The organism is Roseomonas sp. WA12, assembly GCF_054165765.1.
Map to the genome: position 1 here is coordinate 1,325,811 of NZ_CM135108.1, position 16,296 is coordinate 1,342,106.

General features: G+C 69.9%; 14 protein-coding genes. 5 read left to right on the forward strand and 9 right to left on the reverse strand.

The features are described from left to right. Window positions 1-2 precede the first annotated feature (2 nt). From rnr to ACVBD7_RS06405, 6 genes are read right to left on the reverse strand one after another with little or no spacing between them, the layout of a single operon-like run. A complete protein-coding gene (rnr, locus tag ACVBD7_RS06380; protein WP_458096658.1) occupies window positions 3-2,294 on the reverse strand; it encodes a ribonuclease R in 2,292 nt (763 codons plus the stop codon). A 1-nt stretch (window position 2,295) separates the two neighbouring features. Continuing rightward, complete coding sequence (topA, locus tag ACVBD7_RS06385) at window positions 2,296-5,031, reverse strand: type I DNA topoisomerase (protein WP_458096659.1); 2,736 nt, start codon at window positions 5,029-5,031, stop codon at window positions 2,296-2,298. A gap of 6 nt (window positions 5,032-5,037) precedes the next feature. Then, window positions 5,038-6,159 carry a DNA-processing protein DprA gene (dprA, locus tag ACVBD7_RS06390; protein WP_458096660.1) on the reverse strand — a complete coding sequence of 374 codons (1,122 nt, stop codon included), beginning with the start codon at window positions 6,157-6,159 and terminating at the stop codon, window positions 5,038-5,040. A gap of 34 nt (window positions 6,160-6,193) precedes the next feature. Continuing rightward, the gene (gene plsY, locus ACVBD7_RS06395; RefSeq protein ID WP_458096661.1) at window positions 6,194-6,805 is read right to left on the reverse strand and encodes a glycerol-3-phosphate 1-O-acyltransferase PlsY; all 612 of its coding nucleotides are present in this window, start codon (window positions 6,803-6,805) and stop codon (window positions 6,194-6,196) included. Further along, a complete protein-coding gene (locus ACVBD7_RS06400) occupies window positions 6,802-8,070 on the reverse strand; it encodes a dihydroorotase (protein WP_458096662.1) in 1,269 nt (422 codons plus the stop codon). Before ACVBD7_RS06400 ends, plsY begins: the two co-directional genes overlap by 4 nt. Beyond that, window positions 8,067-9,008: an aspartate carbamoyltransferase catalytic subunit gene (locus tag ACVBD7_RS06405; RefSeq protein WP_458096663.1), complete on the reverse strand. Its 942-nt coding sequence runs from the start codon at window positions 9,006-9,008 to the stop codon at window positions 8,067-8,069. Before ACVBD7_RS06405 ends, ACVBD7_RS06400 begins: the two co-directional genes overlap by 4 nt. Window positions 9,009-9,109: 101 nt before the next feature. Between ACVBD7_RS06405 and ACVBD7_RS06410 the strand changes: the two genes are divergently transcribed. Then, the gene (locus ACVBD7_RS06410) at window positions 9,110-9,598 is read left to right on the forward strand and encodes a GNAT family N-acetyltransferase (protein WP_458096664.1); all 489 of its coding nucleotides are present in this window, start codon (window positions 9,110-9,112) and stop codon (window positions 9,596-9,598) included. On the opposite strand, the gene ACVBD7_RS06415 is transcribed toward ACVBD7_RS06410, so the two are convergent. The 3 genes from ACVBD7_RS06415 to ACVBD7_RS06425 are packed head-to-tail and all read right to left on the reverse strand — an operon-like array spanning window position 9,570 to window position 11,741. Beyond that, complete coding sequence (locus tag ACVBD7_RS06415; protein WP_458096665.1) at window positions 9,570-10,271, reverse strand: hypothetical protein; 702 nt, start codon at window positions 10,269-10,271, stop codon at window positions 9,570-9,572. The two genes, ACVBD7_RS06410 and ACVBD7_RS06415, sit on opposite strands and share 29 nt — an antisense overlap. A 39-nt stretch (window positions 10,272-10,310) precedes the next feature. Further along, complete coding sequence (gene ruvX, locus ACVBD7_RS06420; RefSeq protein WP_458096666.1) at window positions 10,311-10,784, reverse strand: Holliday junction resolvase RuvX; 474 nt, start codon at window positions 10,782-10,784, stop codon at window positions 10,311-10,313. A 12-nt stretch (window positions 10,785-10,796) separates the two neighbouring features. Beyond that, window positions 10,797-11,741, reverse strand: a complete 945-nt coding sequence (locus ACVBD7_RS06425; protein WP_458096667.1) for a retroviral-like aspartic protease family protein — start codon at window positions 11,739-11,741, stop codon at window positions 10,797-10,799. Window positions 11,742-11,962: 221 nt separating this feature from the next. Between ACVBD7_RS06425 and gatC the strand changes: the two genes are divergently transcribed. The 4 genes from gatC to gatB all read left to right on the forward strand — a co-directional run bounded on the left by gatC (window position 11,963) and on the right by gatB (window position 16,286). Next, window positions 11,963-12,250, forward strand: coding sequence for an Asp-tRNA(Asn)/Glu-tRNA(Gln) amidotransferase subunit GatC (gene gatC, locus ACVBD7_RS06430; protein WP_458096668.1), 288 nt, complete (start codon window positions 11,963-11,965; stop codon window positions 12,248-12,250). After that, window positions 12,250-13,731, forward strand: a complete 1,482-nt coding sequence (gatA, locus tag ACVBD7_RS06435; protein ID WP_458096669.1) for an Asp-tRNA(Asn)/Glu-tRNA(Gln) amidotransferase subunit GatA — start codon at window positions 12,250-12,252, stop codon at window positions 13,729-13,731. Before gatC ends, gatA begins: the two co-directional genes overlap by 1 nt. Window positions 13,732-13,802: 71 nt before the next feature. Further along, window positions 13,803-14,750, forward strand: coding sequence for a hypothetical protein (locus ACVBD7_RS06440; RefSeq protein WP_458096670.1), 948 nt, complete (start codon window positions 13,803-13,805; stop codon window positions 14,748-14,750). A gap of 84 nt (window positions 14,751-14,834) precedes the next feature. Then, complete coding sequence (gene gatB, locus ACVBD7_RS06445; protein WP_458096671.1) at window positions 14,835-16,286, forward strand: Asp-tRNA(Asn)/Glu-tRNA(Gln) amidotransferase subunit GatB; 1,452 nt, start codon at window positions 14,835-14,837, stop codon at window positions 16,284-16,286. The last annotated feature ends 10 nt before the right edge of the window (window positions 16,287-16,296 follow it).

Below are 16,296 nucleotides of genomic sequence, written 5' to 3' on the forward strand. Positions count from 1 at the left end.
ATTCAGCGCGGGCGCTTCGCCTTGCCGCCGGGCTTGCGATCCCCGGCCTTCTGGCGGCCGCGCGGCGGTGTCCCCCCTGCGCGCCGAGCCGGCACCGGCGTGCCCTGCAGCAGATGGAAGGTCAGGCTGCCCGTGCGGGGCACGGCCTCGGCCAGCCGCACCTCGACCTCCTGGCCAAGGGTGAAGCTCAACCCTGTGCGGCGGCCGATCAGGCGCATCGCCGCGTCCTCGTGAATCCATTGGTCGTCCGGAAGGGCGGCCATCGGGACGATTCCGTTGGCGCCGTTCTCCTCCAGTGTCACGAAGAGGCCGAAGCGTGTCACGCCCGAAACGCGCGCCGTGAAATGCGCGCCGACGCGGTCTGCCATGTAAGAGGCGAGGTAGCGGTCCACCGCGTCGCGCTCCGCCATGGCGGCGCGCCGCTCGGTCTTCGTGATGTGCTCGCCAGTATCGGGCATCCCGGCCGCCTCGGCGTCGCTCAATCCATCCTCGCCCAGCCTCAGGCCCCGGATCAGGGCCCGGTGGACCAGCAGGTCGGCATAGCGGCGAATCGGGCTGGTGAAATGGGCATAGCGCGGCAGCGCGAGGCCAAAATGGCCGATGTTCTCGGGATTGTACTCGGCCTGGGACTGGCCGCGGAGGATGGTCTCGCTCACCAGCCGCGACTCCGGGGCGTCGCGCATCGTCTCTAGCACCTGGGCAAAGTCCCGCGGGCGCACGCGGTCGGAAGCCGGGAGGTTGATGCCGAAGCCCGAGAGGAATCGGCGCAGACCTTCCATCTTCTCGTCTGAAGGGCGGTCGTGGATGCGGTACATGCAGGGCTGGTGTAGGCACTCCAGTTCCTCGGCCGCGCAGACATTGGCGGCGACCATGAATTCCTCGATCAGCCGATGGCTGTCGAGGCGGGCGCGCAGGACGACGGAGAGGACCTTTCCGTTCCCGTCCAGGACCACGCGGCGTTCCGGCAGGTCGAGCTCGAGGGTGCCGCGGCGGGTGCGCGCGGCCAGCAGGGCTTCGAAGGCGCCATAGAGGCGGGCGACATGGCCCTCCTCCAGCCCGGCATCCTCGCCGGCATCGCGCGCGGCCTGGACGGCTTCATAGGTGAGGCGCGCGGCGGAGCGCATGAGGCCGCGGCCGAAGCGATGGCCGGTCTTGGTGCCCCCACCGTCGAACCGCATCTCGACATAGAGGCAGCCCCGGTCCTCGCCGGGCTTCAGGCTGCACCAGCCGTTGGACAGGGTCTCGGGCAGCATCGGCACGACATGGTCGGGGAAGTACACGGAGTTGCCGCGCAGCCGCGCCTCGCGGTCGAGCGGGGCGTCGGTGCGCACGTAATGCGCGACATCGGCGATGGCGACGAGGACGCGCCACCCGTCCCCGTCGGGCTCGGCGAAGACCGCATCGTCGAAGTCGCGCGCGTCCTCGCCGTCGATGGTGACAAGGGGCGTATCGCGCAGGTCATCGCGCGTGCCCAGCGGTACCGCCCGCGCGCGCTCGCCAGCCTGGACGACTTCCTCTGGGAAGGTATCGGGGATGCGATGGGCGGCGATGCAGAGGCGCGAGATGGCGCGGGCGTCGTCCATGCGGCCCAGCCGCTCGACGATGCGGGCGGGCTTGGGGCCGAAGAGACGGGCGCCCGCCATGCCAGGCAGAGGTTCGGCCTGCACCAGTTCGCCGCTGTCGGCGCCGTTCTCCTCACCGGCGGGGATCACCCAGTTGGCGCGTGAGCGGCGGTCCACGGGCTCCACCATGCCGTCCGCGAAAATACCGAGGACGCGGGACGGGCTGCTGGTGCCGATGCGCTTGAAGGTACGCCCCTCATACCTGCCAGGCCCGATCCGGGTGATGCGAGCCAGCACGCGGTCCCCCGGTGCCAGGGCAGGCTGGCCGGGGCGCTCCGGGCGCATGTAGACGACGGGCTTGTCGGGGCCGTCCCAAGCGATCGGACGGGCCACGGGATCGCCATCGGCGTCGGTGCCGAACACCTCGAGCGCCGCCATGTCCGGCAGGTTGGCGCTGTACCGGATGGTGCGGCGGCCGACGGGGGACACGCTGCCCTCCTCCTTCAGCTCTGCCATCAGGGCGCGCAGCGCGGGCCGCTGTTCCGTGGAGAGGCCAAAATGCCGGCTGATCTCGGTCTTGCCCACGCGGCCCGTGGCGTTGCGGATATACGCCCGCAGCGCTTCGCGCGAGGGCAGGGGAGTGGGCGGGCCTTCCCCTGTGGGCTCCGCCCCGACGCGGTCCTCCGGCTCGGGGTCGTTCGGCTCGGGGTCGTTCGGGAGGCCTGCCGCCAAGTCAGACCGACCGCTTGGCGCGGGTGGCCGGCTTGGCTGCCTTTGCGGCCGCTGCCTTGGCCGGAGCCTTCTTCGCTGCCGGCTTCTTGGCCGTGGCCTTGGCTGCCGCCTTCGCGGCGGGCTTGGCGGCGCGGGCCGGCGCCTTGCGCGGCGCGGCCTCGGCGGCCGGAGCAGCGGCCTTCTTCGCCGGTGCCTTGCGTGCCCCGCCCTTGCCCTTCGGCACCAGGACCTTTCCCTTCTCGGTCAGGAGGGCGACCGCCTGGTCGAGGGTGAAATCCTCCATCTGCACGCCGCGGGGCAGAGAAGCGACGGTGTTGCCGTGCTGTGCGAAGGGCCCGAAGCGACCGCGCTTCACCTCCACCGGCGCGCCATCCTTCGGATGGCTGCCTAAGGCGATGCCGCGCGGCTTGGCACTGGCCAGCAGCTCGACGGCGCGGTTCATGCCGATCGCCAGCACGTCGTCGCCGGGCTGCAAGCTTTGCGAGAGGGCGCCCATCTTCAGATAAGGCCCGAAGCGGCCGAGATTGGCGGTGATCTCCTCACCCGTCTCGGGGTGCAGGCCGATGATGCGGGGCATGTTCAGCAGGGCCACGGCCCGGTCGATCGTCAGCGTCTCCGGGTCCATGCCGCGGGGAAGCGAGGCGCGCCGCGGCTTGGTGGGCTTGCCCTTCGCGTCCGTGCCGGGCTCACCGAGCTGGGCATAGAGACCGTAGGGACCGCGGCGCAGCGAGACCTCTTGGCCGCTGGCCGGATCGTTGCCAAGGCTGCGCGGCCCCTCATTCCCAGCATCCTCGCCCTCGGCACCGGGGACGGCGAGGGGGCGGGTGTAGCGGCATTCCGGGTAGTTCGAGCAGCCGATGAAGGCGCCGGTACGGCCTAGCCGTAGGCCGAGACGCCCGGCATGGCAGTTGGGGCAGAGTCGCGGGTCGGTGCCGCCTTCCTTCGCTGGGAAGAAGTGCGGGCCGAGATCCTCGTCCAGCGCGTCGATGACGTCGCTGATCTTGAGGTCCTTTGTGGCATTTACGGCCTCATGGAAATGCGCCCAGAACTCGCGCATCACCTCGCGCCACTCGGCGCGGCCGCCGGAGATGTCGTCGAGCTTCTCCTCCAGCGCGGCGGTGAAATTGGTGTCGACGTAGCGCTCGAAGAAGGAGACGAGGAAGGCGGTCACGAGGCGGCCGCGATCCTCGGGGATGAAGCGGCGCTGCTCGATGCGAACGTACTCGCGGTCCTGCAGCGTTTGCAGGATGGAGGCGTAGGTGGAGGGGCGGCCAATGCCGAGCTCCTCCATCTTCTTCACAAGAGACGCCTCGGAGTACCGCGGCGGGGGCTGGGTGAAGTGCTGGTTGGCCGCCACCTCGCCGCGCTTGGGGGCGTCACCCTCGCGCATCGGGGGCAGGGTCTTGTTCTCGTCATCGGCGGCCAGGCGGCTGTCGTCGATGTCCTCGCGGTACAGCTTCAGATAGCCGTCGAAGGCGATGACCTGGCCCGTGGCGCGCAGACGCGCCTTGCCGGCGGCGTCATCCAGATCGACTGCCGTCTGGTCCATCTCGGCGGACTGCATCTGGGACGCGACGGCGCGCTTCCAGACGAGGTCGTAGAGGCGGCGCTGATCGGGGTTGAGGTAGCGGGCCACGTCCTGCGGGGTGCGGGTCACGTCGGTCGGGCGTACGGCCTCATGCGCCTCCTGGGCGTTCTTCGCCTTGGAGGAGTATTCGCGCGCGGCAACCGGCAGGTAGTCCGGGCCGAAGGCGGACTTCACATGGTCGCGGATGCCCATGATGGCCTCGCGCGCCATCTGGACGCCGTCGGTCCGCATATAGGTGATGAGGCCGACGGTCTCGCCGCCGATATCCACGCCCTCATAGAGCTGCTGGGCCAGGCGCATCGTCGCCTGGGCGCCGTAGCCGAGCTTCCGGCTCGCCTCCTGCTGCAGGGTGGAGGTGGTGAAGGGCGGCGGCGGATTGCGGCGGGTCCGCTTCTTCTCGACGGCCGAGACGGTGAACTCGCCGGCCTCGACCAGCGCCTTGGCGTGGTGGGCCGCGGCCTCGTTCGGAAGGTCGAACTGGTCGAGCTTCTTGCCTTCGAGATGCGTCAGCCGCGCCATGAAGGGCGCGCCAGTAGGCGTATGGAAGCCGGCCTCGATGGACCAGTATTCCCGGGGCTTGAAGACCTCGATCTCCGCCTCACGGTCGGTGATCAGGCGCAGCGCAACGGACTGCACCCGGCCGGCCGAGCGGCTGCCCGGAAGCTTGCGCCACAGCACGGGGGAGAGTGTGAAGCCGACGAGGTAGTCCAGTGCGCGGCGGGCGAGATAGGCATCGATCAGCGGGACATCGAGGTCGCGCGGATGCGCGATGGCGTGCTGGATCGCGCCCTTGGTGATCTCATTAAAGGTGATCCGGTGGACCTCGACGCCCTTCAGCGCGTGCCGGCCCTCAAGCATCTGGCGCACATGCCAGGAGATGGCCTCGCCCTCGCGATCCGGGTCGGTGGCGAGGTACAGGCGCTTGGAATGGCCGGCCTTAAGAGCCTGGGCTATCTCCCGCACCTGCTTCTCGCCCCGGTCCTCGGACGACCAGTCCATCGCGAAGTCCTCCTCCGGACGGACGGAACCATCCTTTGCGGGCAGGTCGCGGACATGGCCGAAGGAGGCCAGGACCTTGTATCCATCGCCCAGGTACTTGTTGATGGTCTTCGCCTTGGCGGGCGATTCGACGACGACTACGTCTGTCATCCGGGGCTACTCGCCCTCCAATCCTTCTTCGCGCTGAATGCCGGACCGCACGACACGGTTTCCGGGCAGCGCTTCGATCAGCCCCTCCAGCTCCAGCTCCAGGAGCGCGGCACGGGCATTTGGCGTGGACAGGTGGCAGCGCCGGAGCACCTCGTCAACCGGCACGGGTGTCGGGCCGATCAGGCAGAGGAGGTCGGAAGTGCTTGATTCCTCGCGCGTCGCGTGCACGCGTGCGGGGGCATCCGGGCGCGTGCGCGAAGGGCGGCGAAACACCGGCCGCGCCTCGGCAGTGGCCGGAAGCGTTTCCAGCACATCCGTGGCGTTCTCGCAGAAGTGGGCTCCGTGGCGTAGCAGGTCGTTCGACCCCTGGCAGCGCGGATCGAGCGGCGAACCCGGAACGGCATAGATCTCCCGTCCCATCTCGGCCCCGAGCCGGGCGGTGATGAGGGTGCCGGAGCGCGGGGCGGCCTCGACCACCACCACCCCGAGGGAAAGGCCGGCGACAATGCGGTTCCGCCGCGGGAAGTGACGGGCCAGAGGCGCGGTGCCGAGCGGGGACTCGGCCAGGACCAGCCCCTCCTCCGAGATGCGGTGCTGCAGGTCCCGGTTCTCGGGCGGGTAGGCGACATCCAGCCCGCCCGGGACGACCGCGACCGTCCGGCCATGGCGGAGGCCGCCGATATGCGCTGCGGCGTCGATCCCCCGCGCCAGGCCAGACGTCACGGTCACCCCGGCCTCTGCCAGGGCCTCGGCCATTCCCTCGGCAATGCGGCGGCCGGCCGCGGATGCATTGCGCGACCCGACAATGGCGACCTGCCGGCTCGGCAGCAGGTCGAGGTCCCCCAGGGCAGCGAGAACCGGCGGGGCATCCTCGGTGGCCGCAAGAAGGGGCGGGTATTCCGCCGTGCCCAGGTGGATCCAGTGCCCGCCCATCGCCAGCACGGCGTCGTGCTCGCGCTCGATCGCGGCTGGGTCGGGCGGGGTGAATCGGCGGCTTGGGTCGCCGGGTAAGGCACGAAGGGCGCCGGCGGCGTCACCGTGCTGGGCGAGCAGGCGGCGAAAGTTCTGCGGGCCAATGCCGTCCGTGCGGGCGAGGCGAAGGCGGGCGAGGGAGTTGGCGGGGGTCATGGGGCGAGGTCCGCTGGTGTCCCCCGCGCTTCCTTCACTTCCCCTGGCCGATCCGCGGCTCGGTGCCGGCGATCAGGCGAGCGATGTTCTCGTGATGGCGGAAGTAGACATAGGCGACGATCAGCGCCACCGGCCAGAACAGGCCGGCCCCGCCCCAGAGGAAGGCCACCACGGCCGCGACCATCAGGCCGGTGAGTGCGCTGGCGGAGGAGATCTTCACCAGCTTCGCCATGACGAGCCAGGTGAGGGCAGCAGCGAGGAAGACCGGCCAGGCCAGGCCCAGGAAGACGCCCAGCGCCGTCGCCACGCCCTTGCCGCCGCGGAACCCGAGCCAGGGCGGATGGCAGTGGCCGAGCACTGCGCCCACAGCAGCAGCGCCCGCCAGGTTGGGGCCGAGGAGAGCAGCAACAAGCCCGACAGCGGCGGCGCCCTTCAGGAAATCCAGTGCGAGGGTTGCAGCGGCCAGCTTCTTGTTGCCGGTGCGGAGCACGTTGGTGGCGCCGATATTGCCTGAGCCGATGGTCCGGATGTCGCCCAGCCCGGCTGCGCGGGTAAGCAACAGGCCGAAGGGGATCGAGCCAAGGAGGAAGCCGACGGCGGCCGCGAGCGCGACCGTGTCGAGAGGAGCGCCGAGATAGGCGTTCATCCGAAGACCCTCCGGCCCGCCTTCCAGGTGCCCATCACGCGGCCCTCCAGGGCGCGACCGTCAAAGGGAGAGTTCTGCGCCTTGCCTGGCAGCTTGCCAGCCTCGACCTTCCAGCCGCGTTCCGGGTTGAACAGGACGAGGTCGGCCGGTGCGCCCGGGGCAAGGGTGCCGGCTTCCAGGCCGAGGAGCCGGGCCGGGGCGGCCGTGAGCAACTCGAGCGCGCGGAGCATCGACAGGTCCCTGCCATGGACGCGGGCGAGGGTGATGCCGAGCAGGGTCGCAAGGCCCGCGCCGCCGGGCTCGGCCTGGGCGAAGGGCACGCGCTTGTCGTCAGCATCATGCGGCTGGTGGTCGGAGGCGACGGCGTCGATGGTGCCGTCGACCAGGGCCGCGATCACAGCCCGGCGGTCCTCCTCCCGGCGAAGGGGCGGGGAGAGCTTGGCGTATGTGCGGAAGTCGCCGATCGCCGTCTCGTTCAGGTCGAAATACGGAGGCGCGGTGTCACAGGTGACGCGCAGGCCCTCCTTCTTTGCGTCGCGAATCAGGTTCAGGGCGGCCCCGGTGGAGATATGGGCGAAGTGGACATGGCCGCGGGTGAGGCGTGCCAGGGCGATGTCACGAGCGACCATCATCGCTTCCGCGGCAGCAGGGGCTGCGGGCAGGCCCATGCGGGTCGCCATCTCGCCCTCGGTTGCCGAGGCGTTGCGGGCCAACGAGGGCTCTTCGGCGTGCTGGACGACGAAGCTGCCGAAGGCGCGGGCATAGGAGAGGGCCAGGCGCATGGTCCGCGCGCTCTCGATGGCGTGGGTGCCGTCCGTGAAGGCGACAGCGCCGGCCTCGCGCAGCAGGCCGAACTCGGTGAGGTCCTTCCCCGCACAGCCCTTCGTGGCCGCTCCATAGGGGAGGACGGTGAGGCTGCCCGTTGCCTCGCCCTTGCGGAGGACGAATTGCAGCAGGGCGGGGTCGTCCAGCGCGGGGGTGCTGTCGGGCAAGGCGCAGAGAGTGGTGATCCCGCCTGCGGCAGCGGCGAGCGCGGCGGATTCGATGGTCTCGCGGTGCTCGTGGCCGGGTTCGCCAAGCGCGGCGCGGAGGTCAACAAGGCCGGGGGCGAGAATGGCGCCGCCACAGTCGATCACCTCGGCCCCTTCCGGGGCGCCGGCGCCGTCGAGGGAGGCGATCAGGCCGTTCTCGACCAGAAGGCTCCCGGGCGCGTCGCGGCCGGTTGCCGGGCAGATCAGGCGGGCGTTACGAAGGATAAGGTTCATCGGGCGTTGCGCCGCTGGTTCTGGGAGAGGATGTCGAGCACGGCCATGCGGACGGCGACGCCCATCTCCACCTGCTCGCCGATCACGCTGCGGGTCGGGTCGTCGGCAACGGCGCTGTCGATCTCCACGCCGCGGTTCATCGGGCCCGGATGCATGACGATGGCATCGGGTTTGGCGTGGCGCAGCTTCGCCATGTCCAGCCCATAGAAGCGGAAGAACTCGCGCGCTGAGGGGACGAGGCCGCCCTGCATCCGCTCCTTTTGAAGGCGCAGCATCATCACGACATCGGCGTCCTTCAGACCGGACTTCATATCGTAGTGGACCTCGACTCCTAGAGCCTCGGCCTCGGCGGGAATGAGGGTGGGTGGTCCGACGATGCGGACGCGGCAGTTCATCGCCAGCAGCAGGTGGATGTTGCTGCGCGCGACGCGGGAGTGCAGCACGTCCCCGCAGATCGCGACTGTCAGGTTCTCCAGCGTGCCCTTGCGACGGCGGATGGTAAGTGCGTCCAACAGTGCCTGTGTGGGGTGCTCATGCGTGCCGTCGCCCGCGTTGATGACGGCGGCATCCACCTTCTGCGAGAGCAGGGCGGGAGCGCCGGACTGCGCGTGGCGGATCACCAGCAGGTCAGTCTTCATTGCGTTCAGCGTCGAGGCGGTATCGAGCAAGGTCTCGCCCTTGTTCACGCTCGATGTGCTGACGGACATGTTGATGACATCGGCACCCAGGCGCTTGCCCGCCAGCTCGAAGGAGGTGCGGGTGCGGGTGCTGTCCTCGAAGAACAGGTTGATGAGGGTGCGGCCGCGCAGCACGTCCCGCCCGGTGGTCCCGCCGCGGTTCAGCAGGGCGTAGGATTCGGCTAGGTCCAGCAGCTCGGCGATATAGGGCGGTTCGAGGCCTTGCAGCGCGAGGAGGTGCCGGTGCGGGTAGAGGGGCATGGGGCCTCGTCTGCTGCCCTGGCGGGCGGTGGCGGAACAGGGGCTGTGTAGGGGAGGCCGGGTTGCCAGGGAAGGGAAGGACAGTTTTGGGGTGGCGAGGGATGCGGGAGGGTGACCTCCCTGCGGTGCTGGCCATCGCGGCCGTGGTGCATCCCGGCCATCCGGAATCGCAGGCGGTACTCACCGAGCGGCTTGCCCTGTTTCCGGCGGGGTGCCTGGTACTGGAGGGAGCGGACGGGCCAATCGGCTACGCGATCGCCCATCCCTGGACCCGCGGACGGGCCGTGCCGCTGGACAGCCTCCTGGGCACGCTGCCGGCCACACCCGAAGCCATTTACCTTCACGACGTTGCGCTGCTGCCGGCGGCACGGGGAGCCGGCGCTGGGGCCGAGGCCGTGAGAAGGCTGGCGGCCCTGGCGCAGGGCAGGCCGCTGGTTCTGGTAGCGTTGGGGGGAACGGAGGGGTTCTGGCGCGCGCAAGGCTTCGTCGCATTGCCGGAACCGGCGACAGGGGACTACGGGCCGGGTGCGCTCCGCATGGAACGCTCCCCGGGCCCTTGGATCAGCGGCGCGCCTGATAGAGCGCCGTGAAGCTCGTCCCGCCGCAACGGGCGTTGTCCTGCACGATGAGGTAGCCGCCACGGCGCTGCAGGGCCATGCGGCACAGCGTGGCGTCGCCCGGCGCATCGGGGCGGGTGGTGCCGTCCGCGCCGATGGTAAAGGCGGCCGCCGCGTTCTCCGGCGTGAACTGCGCCGTCACCGTGCTGGTGCGTCCACCGCGCCGGGGGCGGCCGCCGGCGGCATCGGCCTCGGCGCGCATGAGCACTGAGCCGTCGGGCATGGTGGTCAGGCGGATGGCCCGGCCGGTGGAGTCGCGCCAGCGCCCAGCCCAGTCGGTGATCCGCGTCGGCGTTGTTTCCGGCACCGGGGTAAGCGAGGCGGAGGGTAGCCACCCGGTGGTGACCTCGCTTCGCCGGCTGGCGTGGGTGGCGCAGACCCAGGGTCCCTCCGAGCTGCCGGCCACGACGCGGTTGCCCGAGGGGAGGCTGACGGTGGTGCGGCAGGCGGCACTGTCGTTCGGGCATCCCGGCCGGTCGGTGCTGCCATGGACGAAGAAGACGGGGCCGTTTCGTCCGTCCACGTCGAACAGCACGGCGGGGGTTCCGACCGGGCCCAGGCCCGCGCAATCGCCGGCCAGCGCCGGGAGGGACGACAGGAGCATGGCCGCAAGGCTCGCGGCGAGGGGGCGTGGCAGCAGCGTCATGGTCGGGCGGTCCTGTCGGCGTCTGGCGGGAGGCTGCCGTCAGGCATGCCCGGCGGGGCGGGTCGCGTCCAGCGCCGCCTGGAGCATGTAGGCCGCGGCGGCGGCGTCAACTGCCCGTGCCCGTTTCGCCCGTGTGAGATCAGCCTCGATCATCATGCGGTTCACCGCCGAGGAGGAGAGGCGCTCGTCCCATAGAGCCACGGGAAGGCCCGTCGCATCCGAAACGGCCATTGCCCAGTCCTTAGCGGCCTGGGCTGCGGGACCGAAGGAACCGTCCAGCCCGAGCGGCAGGCCGCAGACGAGGCCGCCGGCCCCCTCCTTTTCCGCGATCCGGCGGATCTCGGCGGCCGTCGGGGCGAGCTTACCGCGCGTCAGGGCGGCATAGGGGGTGGCGAGCATCAGCAGCACGTCCGAGAGCGCCAAACCGATCGTCTTGCTGCCGGGATCCAGGCCGATGAGGCGCGCGTGGCGCGGCAGGGAGGCGCGGAGCTGAGGAAGAGGTGTGATGGGCATAGCGTCCGTTCCTCAGCCGCGGCCGGGTGCGAGCCACAGCCGGCGGGCTGCGTAGGATAGCCAGAGCCGGCGCGGAGCCAGCAGGTCCTGGCCGACAACCATGTCTACCGGTAGCGATGCGGGCAGGGGGGCGAGGATGATGGGATGGGCGGTGGCGGGGCCGCTTCCGAATTGAAGCCGCGCACCATCATGGATGTGAAAGGACGCTTCCTTCCCACCCGTGCCGTAGACGGTGCCGGCAGGCGGGGTCCGGAGGGCCGAAGCGGGAACTCCGAAGGCGGCGATCCGGTCCTGTGCGAGCACGGTGCTCATGGCGCCGGTGTCGAGCAGGGCGCGGGCGGGGCGGTCGTTCAGCCGCAGGGTGAGAATGGGCAGGCCCTCGGCGGTGATCTCCAGCGGGATGCCCTCGCCGGGATTGGGCCAGGGAGGCGGAGCGGCGATGCAGGCCGGGGAGTCATAGAGAGCGATGCGGCTGGCCGGCAGGTCGATTTCAAGTGCACCGTGGCGGAGGAGGTCGGCGCCGATGATGCCGGCGAGGCGGCCGCCATCCTCCCCGCCCGGGGCAACGGGCACCGAAAGATTCGGGAAGGCGCGGCGGCCGATCTGGAAGAGTCGAAGCAGGGCGTTGGGATAGCGGGTGGTGCCGCCCACCCCGGTGATGGGGGTGGCGCGGTCCGGATCCACGAGCAGGTCGAGCGCGGCGGCGGCCTCGGGGCGCAGCAGGGTCGGGCCGGAACCGGTGTCGAGGACGAAGGGCAGGGCAGCGCCATTCACCTGGGCCAGCACGGTGGGCAGCGCGTTTCTGCCCGCGCCGAGTGGCTGGCCGAGAAGGGCCTGAGCAGCGGGCGAGGCCGGGCCGGCCAGGACCAGCCGGTCGCCGGATTCGGGTGGGCAGCCGGCCGCGCCGGTAAGAAGGGCGGCGGCGAGAAGGGCGAGGCAGGACGTGCGGCTGATCATCGCCGCGCCATATGCGCCCGGTACGGCACGCGCGGGAGAGCGGTGGGCCGGTTTTCAGAGTGGCGTCGACCGCGAGACCCGTCGGGCGTCCTGGACGATGTGGCCGCACCCTTCCCGGAAAGCGTAGTCTGTCCGCCACCTGCGGGGCCGGCGGGCCTTGACTTCGGGGGGCATGGCGGCTTCCTGCACCGCCTGCTTCCCTGTTCCAGACCGGATTTCCCATGTTGCTCGACCTGAAGACCGTGAGGCGCGTTGCGTCGCTCGCCCGGCTCCACCTGGAGGAGGGGGAAGACCAGCGTCTGCAGGCCGAGCTGAACGGTATTCTTGGCTGGATCGAGCAGCTGCAAGCGGTGAACACCGAAGATGTGGAGCCGCTGGCGGGTGCGGGCGCGCCGGCCATGCCGATGCGTGCGGATGTGGTGAATGATGGCGGTCGGGCGGAGGCGGTGCTCGCCAATGCGCCGGACCGCGCCGGCGCGTTCTTCGCCGTTCCGAAGGTTGTCGAGTGATGCACCCCACCGATTTCACCATCCGCGGCGCGCTTGAGGCGCTGGCCGAGGGGATTGTCACCTCCGAAGCGCTCACGCAGGCACATCTGGATGCGATTGCCGCCCTGAACCCGCGCCTGAACGCCTTTGTCACGGTGACGGCCGAGCGGGCGCTGGAGCAGGCGCGGGCCTCTGACAAGCGGCGGGGCGAGGGTCTGGCAGGACCGCTCGAGGGCATTCCGCTGGCTATCAAGGACCTGTTCTGCACCGAGGGCGTGCGCACCACGGCGGCGTCCCGCATCCTCGGCGAGTTCGTGCCGCCCTACGAGAGCACGGTGACGGCGAACCTGCTGCGCGACGGTGCGGTATTCCTCGGCAAGGCCAACCTCGACGAGTTCGCGATGGGGTCCTCGAACGCGACCTCGGCGTTCGGCGAGGTGGAGAACCCGTGGCAGCGCGGGAATGACGACGGGACGCGGCTGGTGCCGGGCGGTTCCTCCGGCGGATCGGCCGCGGCTGTGGCGGCGCGGCTGGCGCTTGGCGCGACCGCGACCGACACCGGTGGGTCCATCCGGCAGCCGGCGGCCTTCTGCGGCATCGCGGGGATCAAGCCGACCTATGGGCGCTGCTCGCGCTGGGGCGTGGTGGCTTTCGCCTCCTCGCTCGATACGCCGGGCCCGGTTGCCCGGACCGTGGAGGATTGCGCGATCCTGCTCCGGAGCATGTCCGGGCATGATCCGAAGGACAGCACCTCGGCCGAGCTGGCCGTGCCCGACTTCGCCGCGGCCTGCGCGCGCGGGGTGAAGGGGCTTCGGATCGGCGTGCCGCGGGAGTACCGGCTGGAGGGAATGCCTGACGAGATCGAGGCACTCTGGAGCCAGGGACTGGACTGGCTGCGGGCGGAAGGCGCGGAAATCGTCGACATCTCCCTGCCGCATACGAAATACGCGCTGCCGACCTACTACATCGTCGCGCCGGCGGAGGCTTCCTCCAACCTCGCGCGCTACGACGGGGTGCGCTACGGCATCCGCCGCGAGGGCGAGGACCTGAAGGACCTTTACGAGCGCACACGCGCAGCCGGCTTCGGGGACGAGGTGAAGCGGCGCATCATGATCGGCACCTATGTGCTGAGCGCCGGCTACTACGATGCCTATTACCTGAAGGCGCAGAAGGTGCGGGCGCTCATCAAGCGCGACTTCGACGAGGCCTTTGCTGGGGTGGATGCCATCGTGACGCCCGCGACGCCTTCGGCCGCCTTCGCGGCCGGGGAGAAGCAGGACGACCCGGTGGCGATGTATCTGAACGACGTGTTCACCGTGACGGCGAACCTTGCGGGCATTCCGGGCATGACGGTGCCGGCTGGCTATGACCGGCAGGGTCTGCCGCTCGGGCTGCAGGTGCTGGGCAAGGCGTTCGACGAGGAGACGGTGTTCGCGGTGAGCACGGCGATCGAGCGCGCCGCGAAGCTGACCAAACTGCCACAGGTGAGAGCTTCAGTTTGAAGCCGATCTGAGAGCGGATTGACGGGTGATCACGGGGGCGTGAAATCCAGGGGTCGCCTCTGGAGGTTCCCGTGCTCAAGGTCTTTCGGCCTCTCCTTCTACTCATCCTCGTTGCGGGCTGCGTCGCCGGACCGCCTGCGCCGCCGACCGCGGCGCAGATCGCCTCGCCTCACCAGGTGCTGGTGGACGAGGCGCGACCCACGGTGCCGGTGGACGTGAACCTTGACCTGCGCCAGGCGGCCTTCCTCCCCCTCTCGCCGGCCGGTATCATCGTCGCGGCCGTGATGACGGCCGGCGACGCCGCCATAAACAGCATCACGACGGCGAACCGCACGTCACGCCGGGACGAGCTGACGGCGCGGATGGGCGAGACAGCCGCCATTTCCGCCGACTTCGCCTCGCAGTTCAATGCGGAGCTTCGGCGGGAGCTGGCGGCGGTCCCGACCTTGCGCGTCGAGCGCTTCGAGCAGGCACCACGCGGAGCCCAGGTCCAGTTGGCCGAAGGCGCTAGCCTGCGCCTGTACCGCGATATGGTGCTGACGACGGACGGGCGCTTCGTCGTCGCGCGCGCCACGATCCTGCACACGGTCGGAGAGGGCACGGCACGGCGCAGCATCGGCCGGCACGCCATCGCCTTCTCCGAGCCGGTCGACGCAGCCTCGGAGGAAGACGCCATTGCACGGTGGACCGCCGATGGCGGCCGGCTGATGCGTGAGCAGGCGCGGCTCCTTGCGGCGGAACTGGCCGGGCTGGTCCGTCTCGCCGTCTTCTCGACCGAGCCGCTGGACCTGAACCGTCTCGAGCTGGCGCGCATCCCGACCTCGGGCGTCTCGATCCTGCAGGGTACGGGTCCGGACGGGAGGGAGTCCTCTTTCTGGACGGTCCCGCGCCCGCTCAGCTACGAGCTGCGCCGGGATGCGTCCCGTGTGGTTACGCTTTCAGTCCTCGGTCGGGAGAACAACCGCTGGACCTGGATCAGCCGGCCGGCCAGCCTGACGTCTCCCGACCAGCCCAGCTGAGCCAACCCGGCCCGATGATCCGGCCTGGCGGCTTGACGCCGGGCGGGTCTTGGGCTTGCTGGCGCGGCCGCCGGAGAGATGCAGATGAGCTACACGATTGAGGGCGAGACCGGCCCCTGGGAGCTGGTGATTGGGCTGGAAGTCCATGCTCAGGTCACCAGCAACGCCAAGCTGTTCAGCGGGGCGGCGACGGAATTCGGAGCGGCGCCGAACAGCCAGGTGAGCTTCGTCGATGCCGGCTTTCCGGGCATGCTGCCGGTGATCAACCGGGAATGCGTGGCGCAGGCGGTGCGCACGGGGCTCGGCTTGAACGCGCAGGTGAACGCCTGGTCGCGCTTTGATCGGAAGAACTACTTCTACGCGGACCTGCCGCAGGGCTACCAGATCAGCCAGTTCCAGTACCCGATCGTGGGCACGGGCGTGATCACCGTCGAGCTGTCGGATGGCAGCACGAAGGAGATCGGGATCACGCGCCTGCATCTGGAGCAGGATGCTGGCAAGTCGATCCACGACCAGCACCCGAGCAAGACCTTCATCGACCTGAACCGCTCTGGCGTGGCGCTGATGGAAATTGTGTCGGAACCCGATATGCGCTCGCCGGAGGAGGCGGGGGCCTATGTGACGAAGCTGCGCCAGATCCTGCGCTATCTCGGCACCTGCGATGGGAACATGGAGGAGGGCTCGCTGCGGGCCGACGTGAACGTCTCCGTCCGCAAGGCAGGGGAGGGGTTCCGCACGCGCTGCGAGGTGAAGAACGTCAACTCCATCCGTTTCGTCATGCAGGCGGTGGAGGCGGAGGCGCGGCGACAGATCGAGATCTGGGAGTCCGGTGGCACGGTCGACCAGGAGACGCGGCTGTTCGACACGTCCCGCGGCGTCACCCGGTCCATGCGGTCCAAGGAAGACGCGCATGACTACCGCTACTTCCCGGACCCGGACCTTCCCCCTCTCGTGGTGGATCCCGCCTGGATCGAGGAGCTGCGCGCGGGCCTTCCGGAGCTGCCGGATGCGCGGCGCACGCGCTACGTGAACGAGTTCGGGCTGTCGGCCTATGACGCCTCGGTGCTGGTGGCCGAGAAGGAGACGGCGGCCTTCTACGAGGAGGTGGCCGCGGGGCGCGACCCGAAGGTGGCGGCCAATTGGGTGATGGGCGACTTCTTCGCCATGCTGAACCGCATGGGCAAGGGCATCGAGGACAGCCCCGTCTCGGCGCAGCACCTGGGCGCGCTGCTGGACCTCATCTCGGACAAGACGCTGTCCGGGAAGATGGCCAAGGAGGTGCTCGAGGCGATGGGCGAGACGGGCTCCCCGCCCGGCACCATCGTCGAGGAGCGCGGTCTCAGGCAGGTGACGGACACAGGCGCGATCGAGGCAGCTGTTGATGCGATCATCGCTGCTAATCCGGACAAGGTGGCGCAGTACCGGGAGAAGCCGACGCTGTTCGGCTGGTTCGTCGGCCAGGTGATGAAGGCGATGAAGGGGCAGGGTAACCCGGCCCTGGTGAACGAGGTGCTGAAAGCGCGCCTGGACGGCTGATGGCAGGGCG

Excerpts from the sequence above, each read along its gene's own strand:
- topA (WP_458096659.1), bottom strand. The coding sequence starts at position 5,031 with ATGACAGACGTAGTCGTCGTCGAATCGCCCGCCAAGGCGAAGACCATC.
- dprA (WP_458096660.1), bottom strand. The coding sequence starts at position 6,159 with ATGACCCCCGCCAACTCCCTCGCCCGCCTTCGCCTCGCCCGCACGGAC.
- plsY (WP_458096661.1), bottom strand. The coding sequence starts at position 6,805 with ATGAACGCCTATCTCGGCGCTCCTCTCGACACGGTCGCGCTCGCGGCC.
- ACVBD7_RS06400 (WP_458096662.1), bottom strand. The coding sequence starts at position 8,070 with ATGAACCTTATCCTTCGTAACGCCCGCCTGATCTGCCCGGCAACCGGC.
- ACVBD7_RS06405 (WP_458096663.1), bottom strand. The coding sequence starts at position 9,008 with ATGCCCCTCTACCCGCACCGGCACCTCCTCGCGCTGCAAGGCCTCGAA.
- ACVBD7_RS06410 (WP_458096664.1), top strand. The coding sequence starts at position 9,110 with ATGCGGGAGGGTGACCTCCCTGCGGTGCTGGCCATCGCGGCCGTGGTG.
- ACVBD7_RS06415 (WP_458096665.1), bottom strand. The coding sequence starts at position 10,271 with ATGACGCTGCTGCCACGCCCCCTCGCCGCGAGCCTTGCGGCCATGCTC.
- ruvX (WP_458096666.1), bottom strand. The coding sequence starts at position 10,784 with ATGCCCATCACACCTCTTCCTCAGCTCCGCGCCTCCCTGCCGCGCCAC.
- ACVBD7_RS06425 (WP_458096667.1), bottom strand. The coding sequence starts at position 11,741 with ATGATCAGCCGCACGTCCTGCCTCGCCCTTCTCGCCGCCGCCCTTCTT.
- gatC (WP_458096668.1), top strand. The coding sequence starts at position 11,963 with ATGTTGCTCGACCTGAAGACCGTGAGGCGCGTTGCGTCGCTCGCCCGG.
- gatA (WP_458096669.1), top strand. The coding sequence starts at position 12,250 with ATGCACCCCACCGATTTCACCATCCGCGGCGCGCTTGAGGCGCTGGCC.
- gatB (WP_458096671.1), top strand. The coding sequence starts at position 14,835 with ATGAGCTACACGATTGAGGGCGAGACCGGCCCCTGGGAGCTGGTGATT.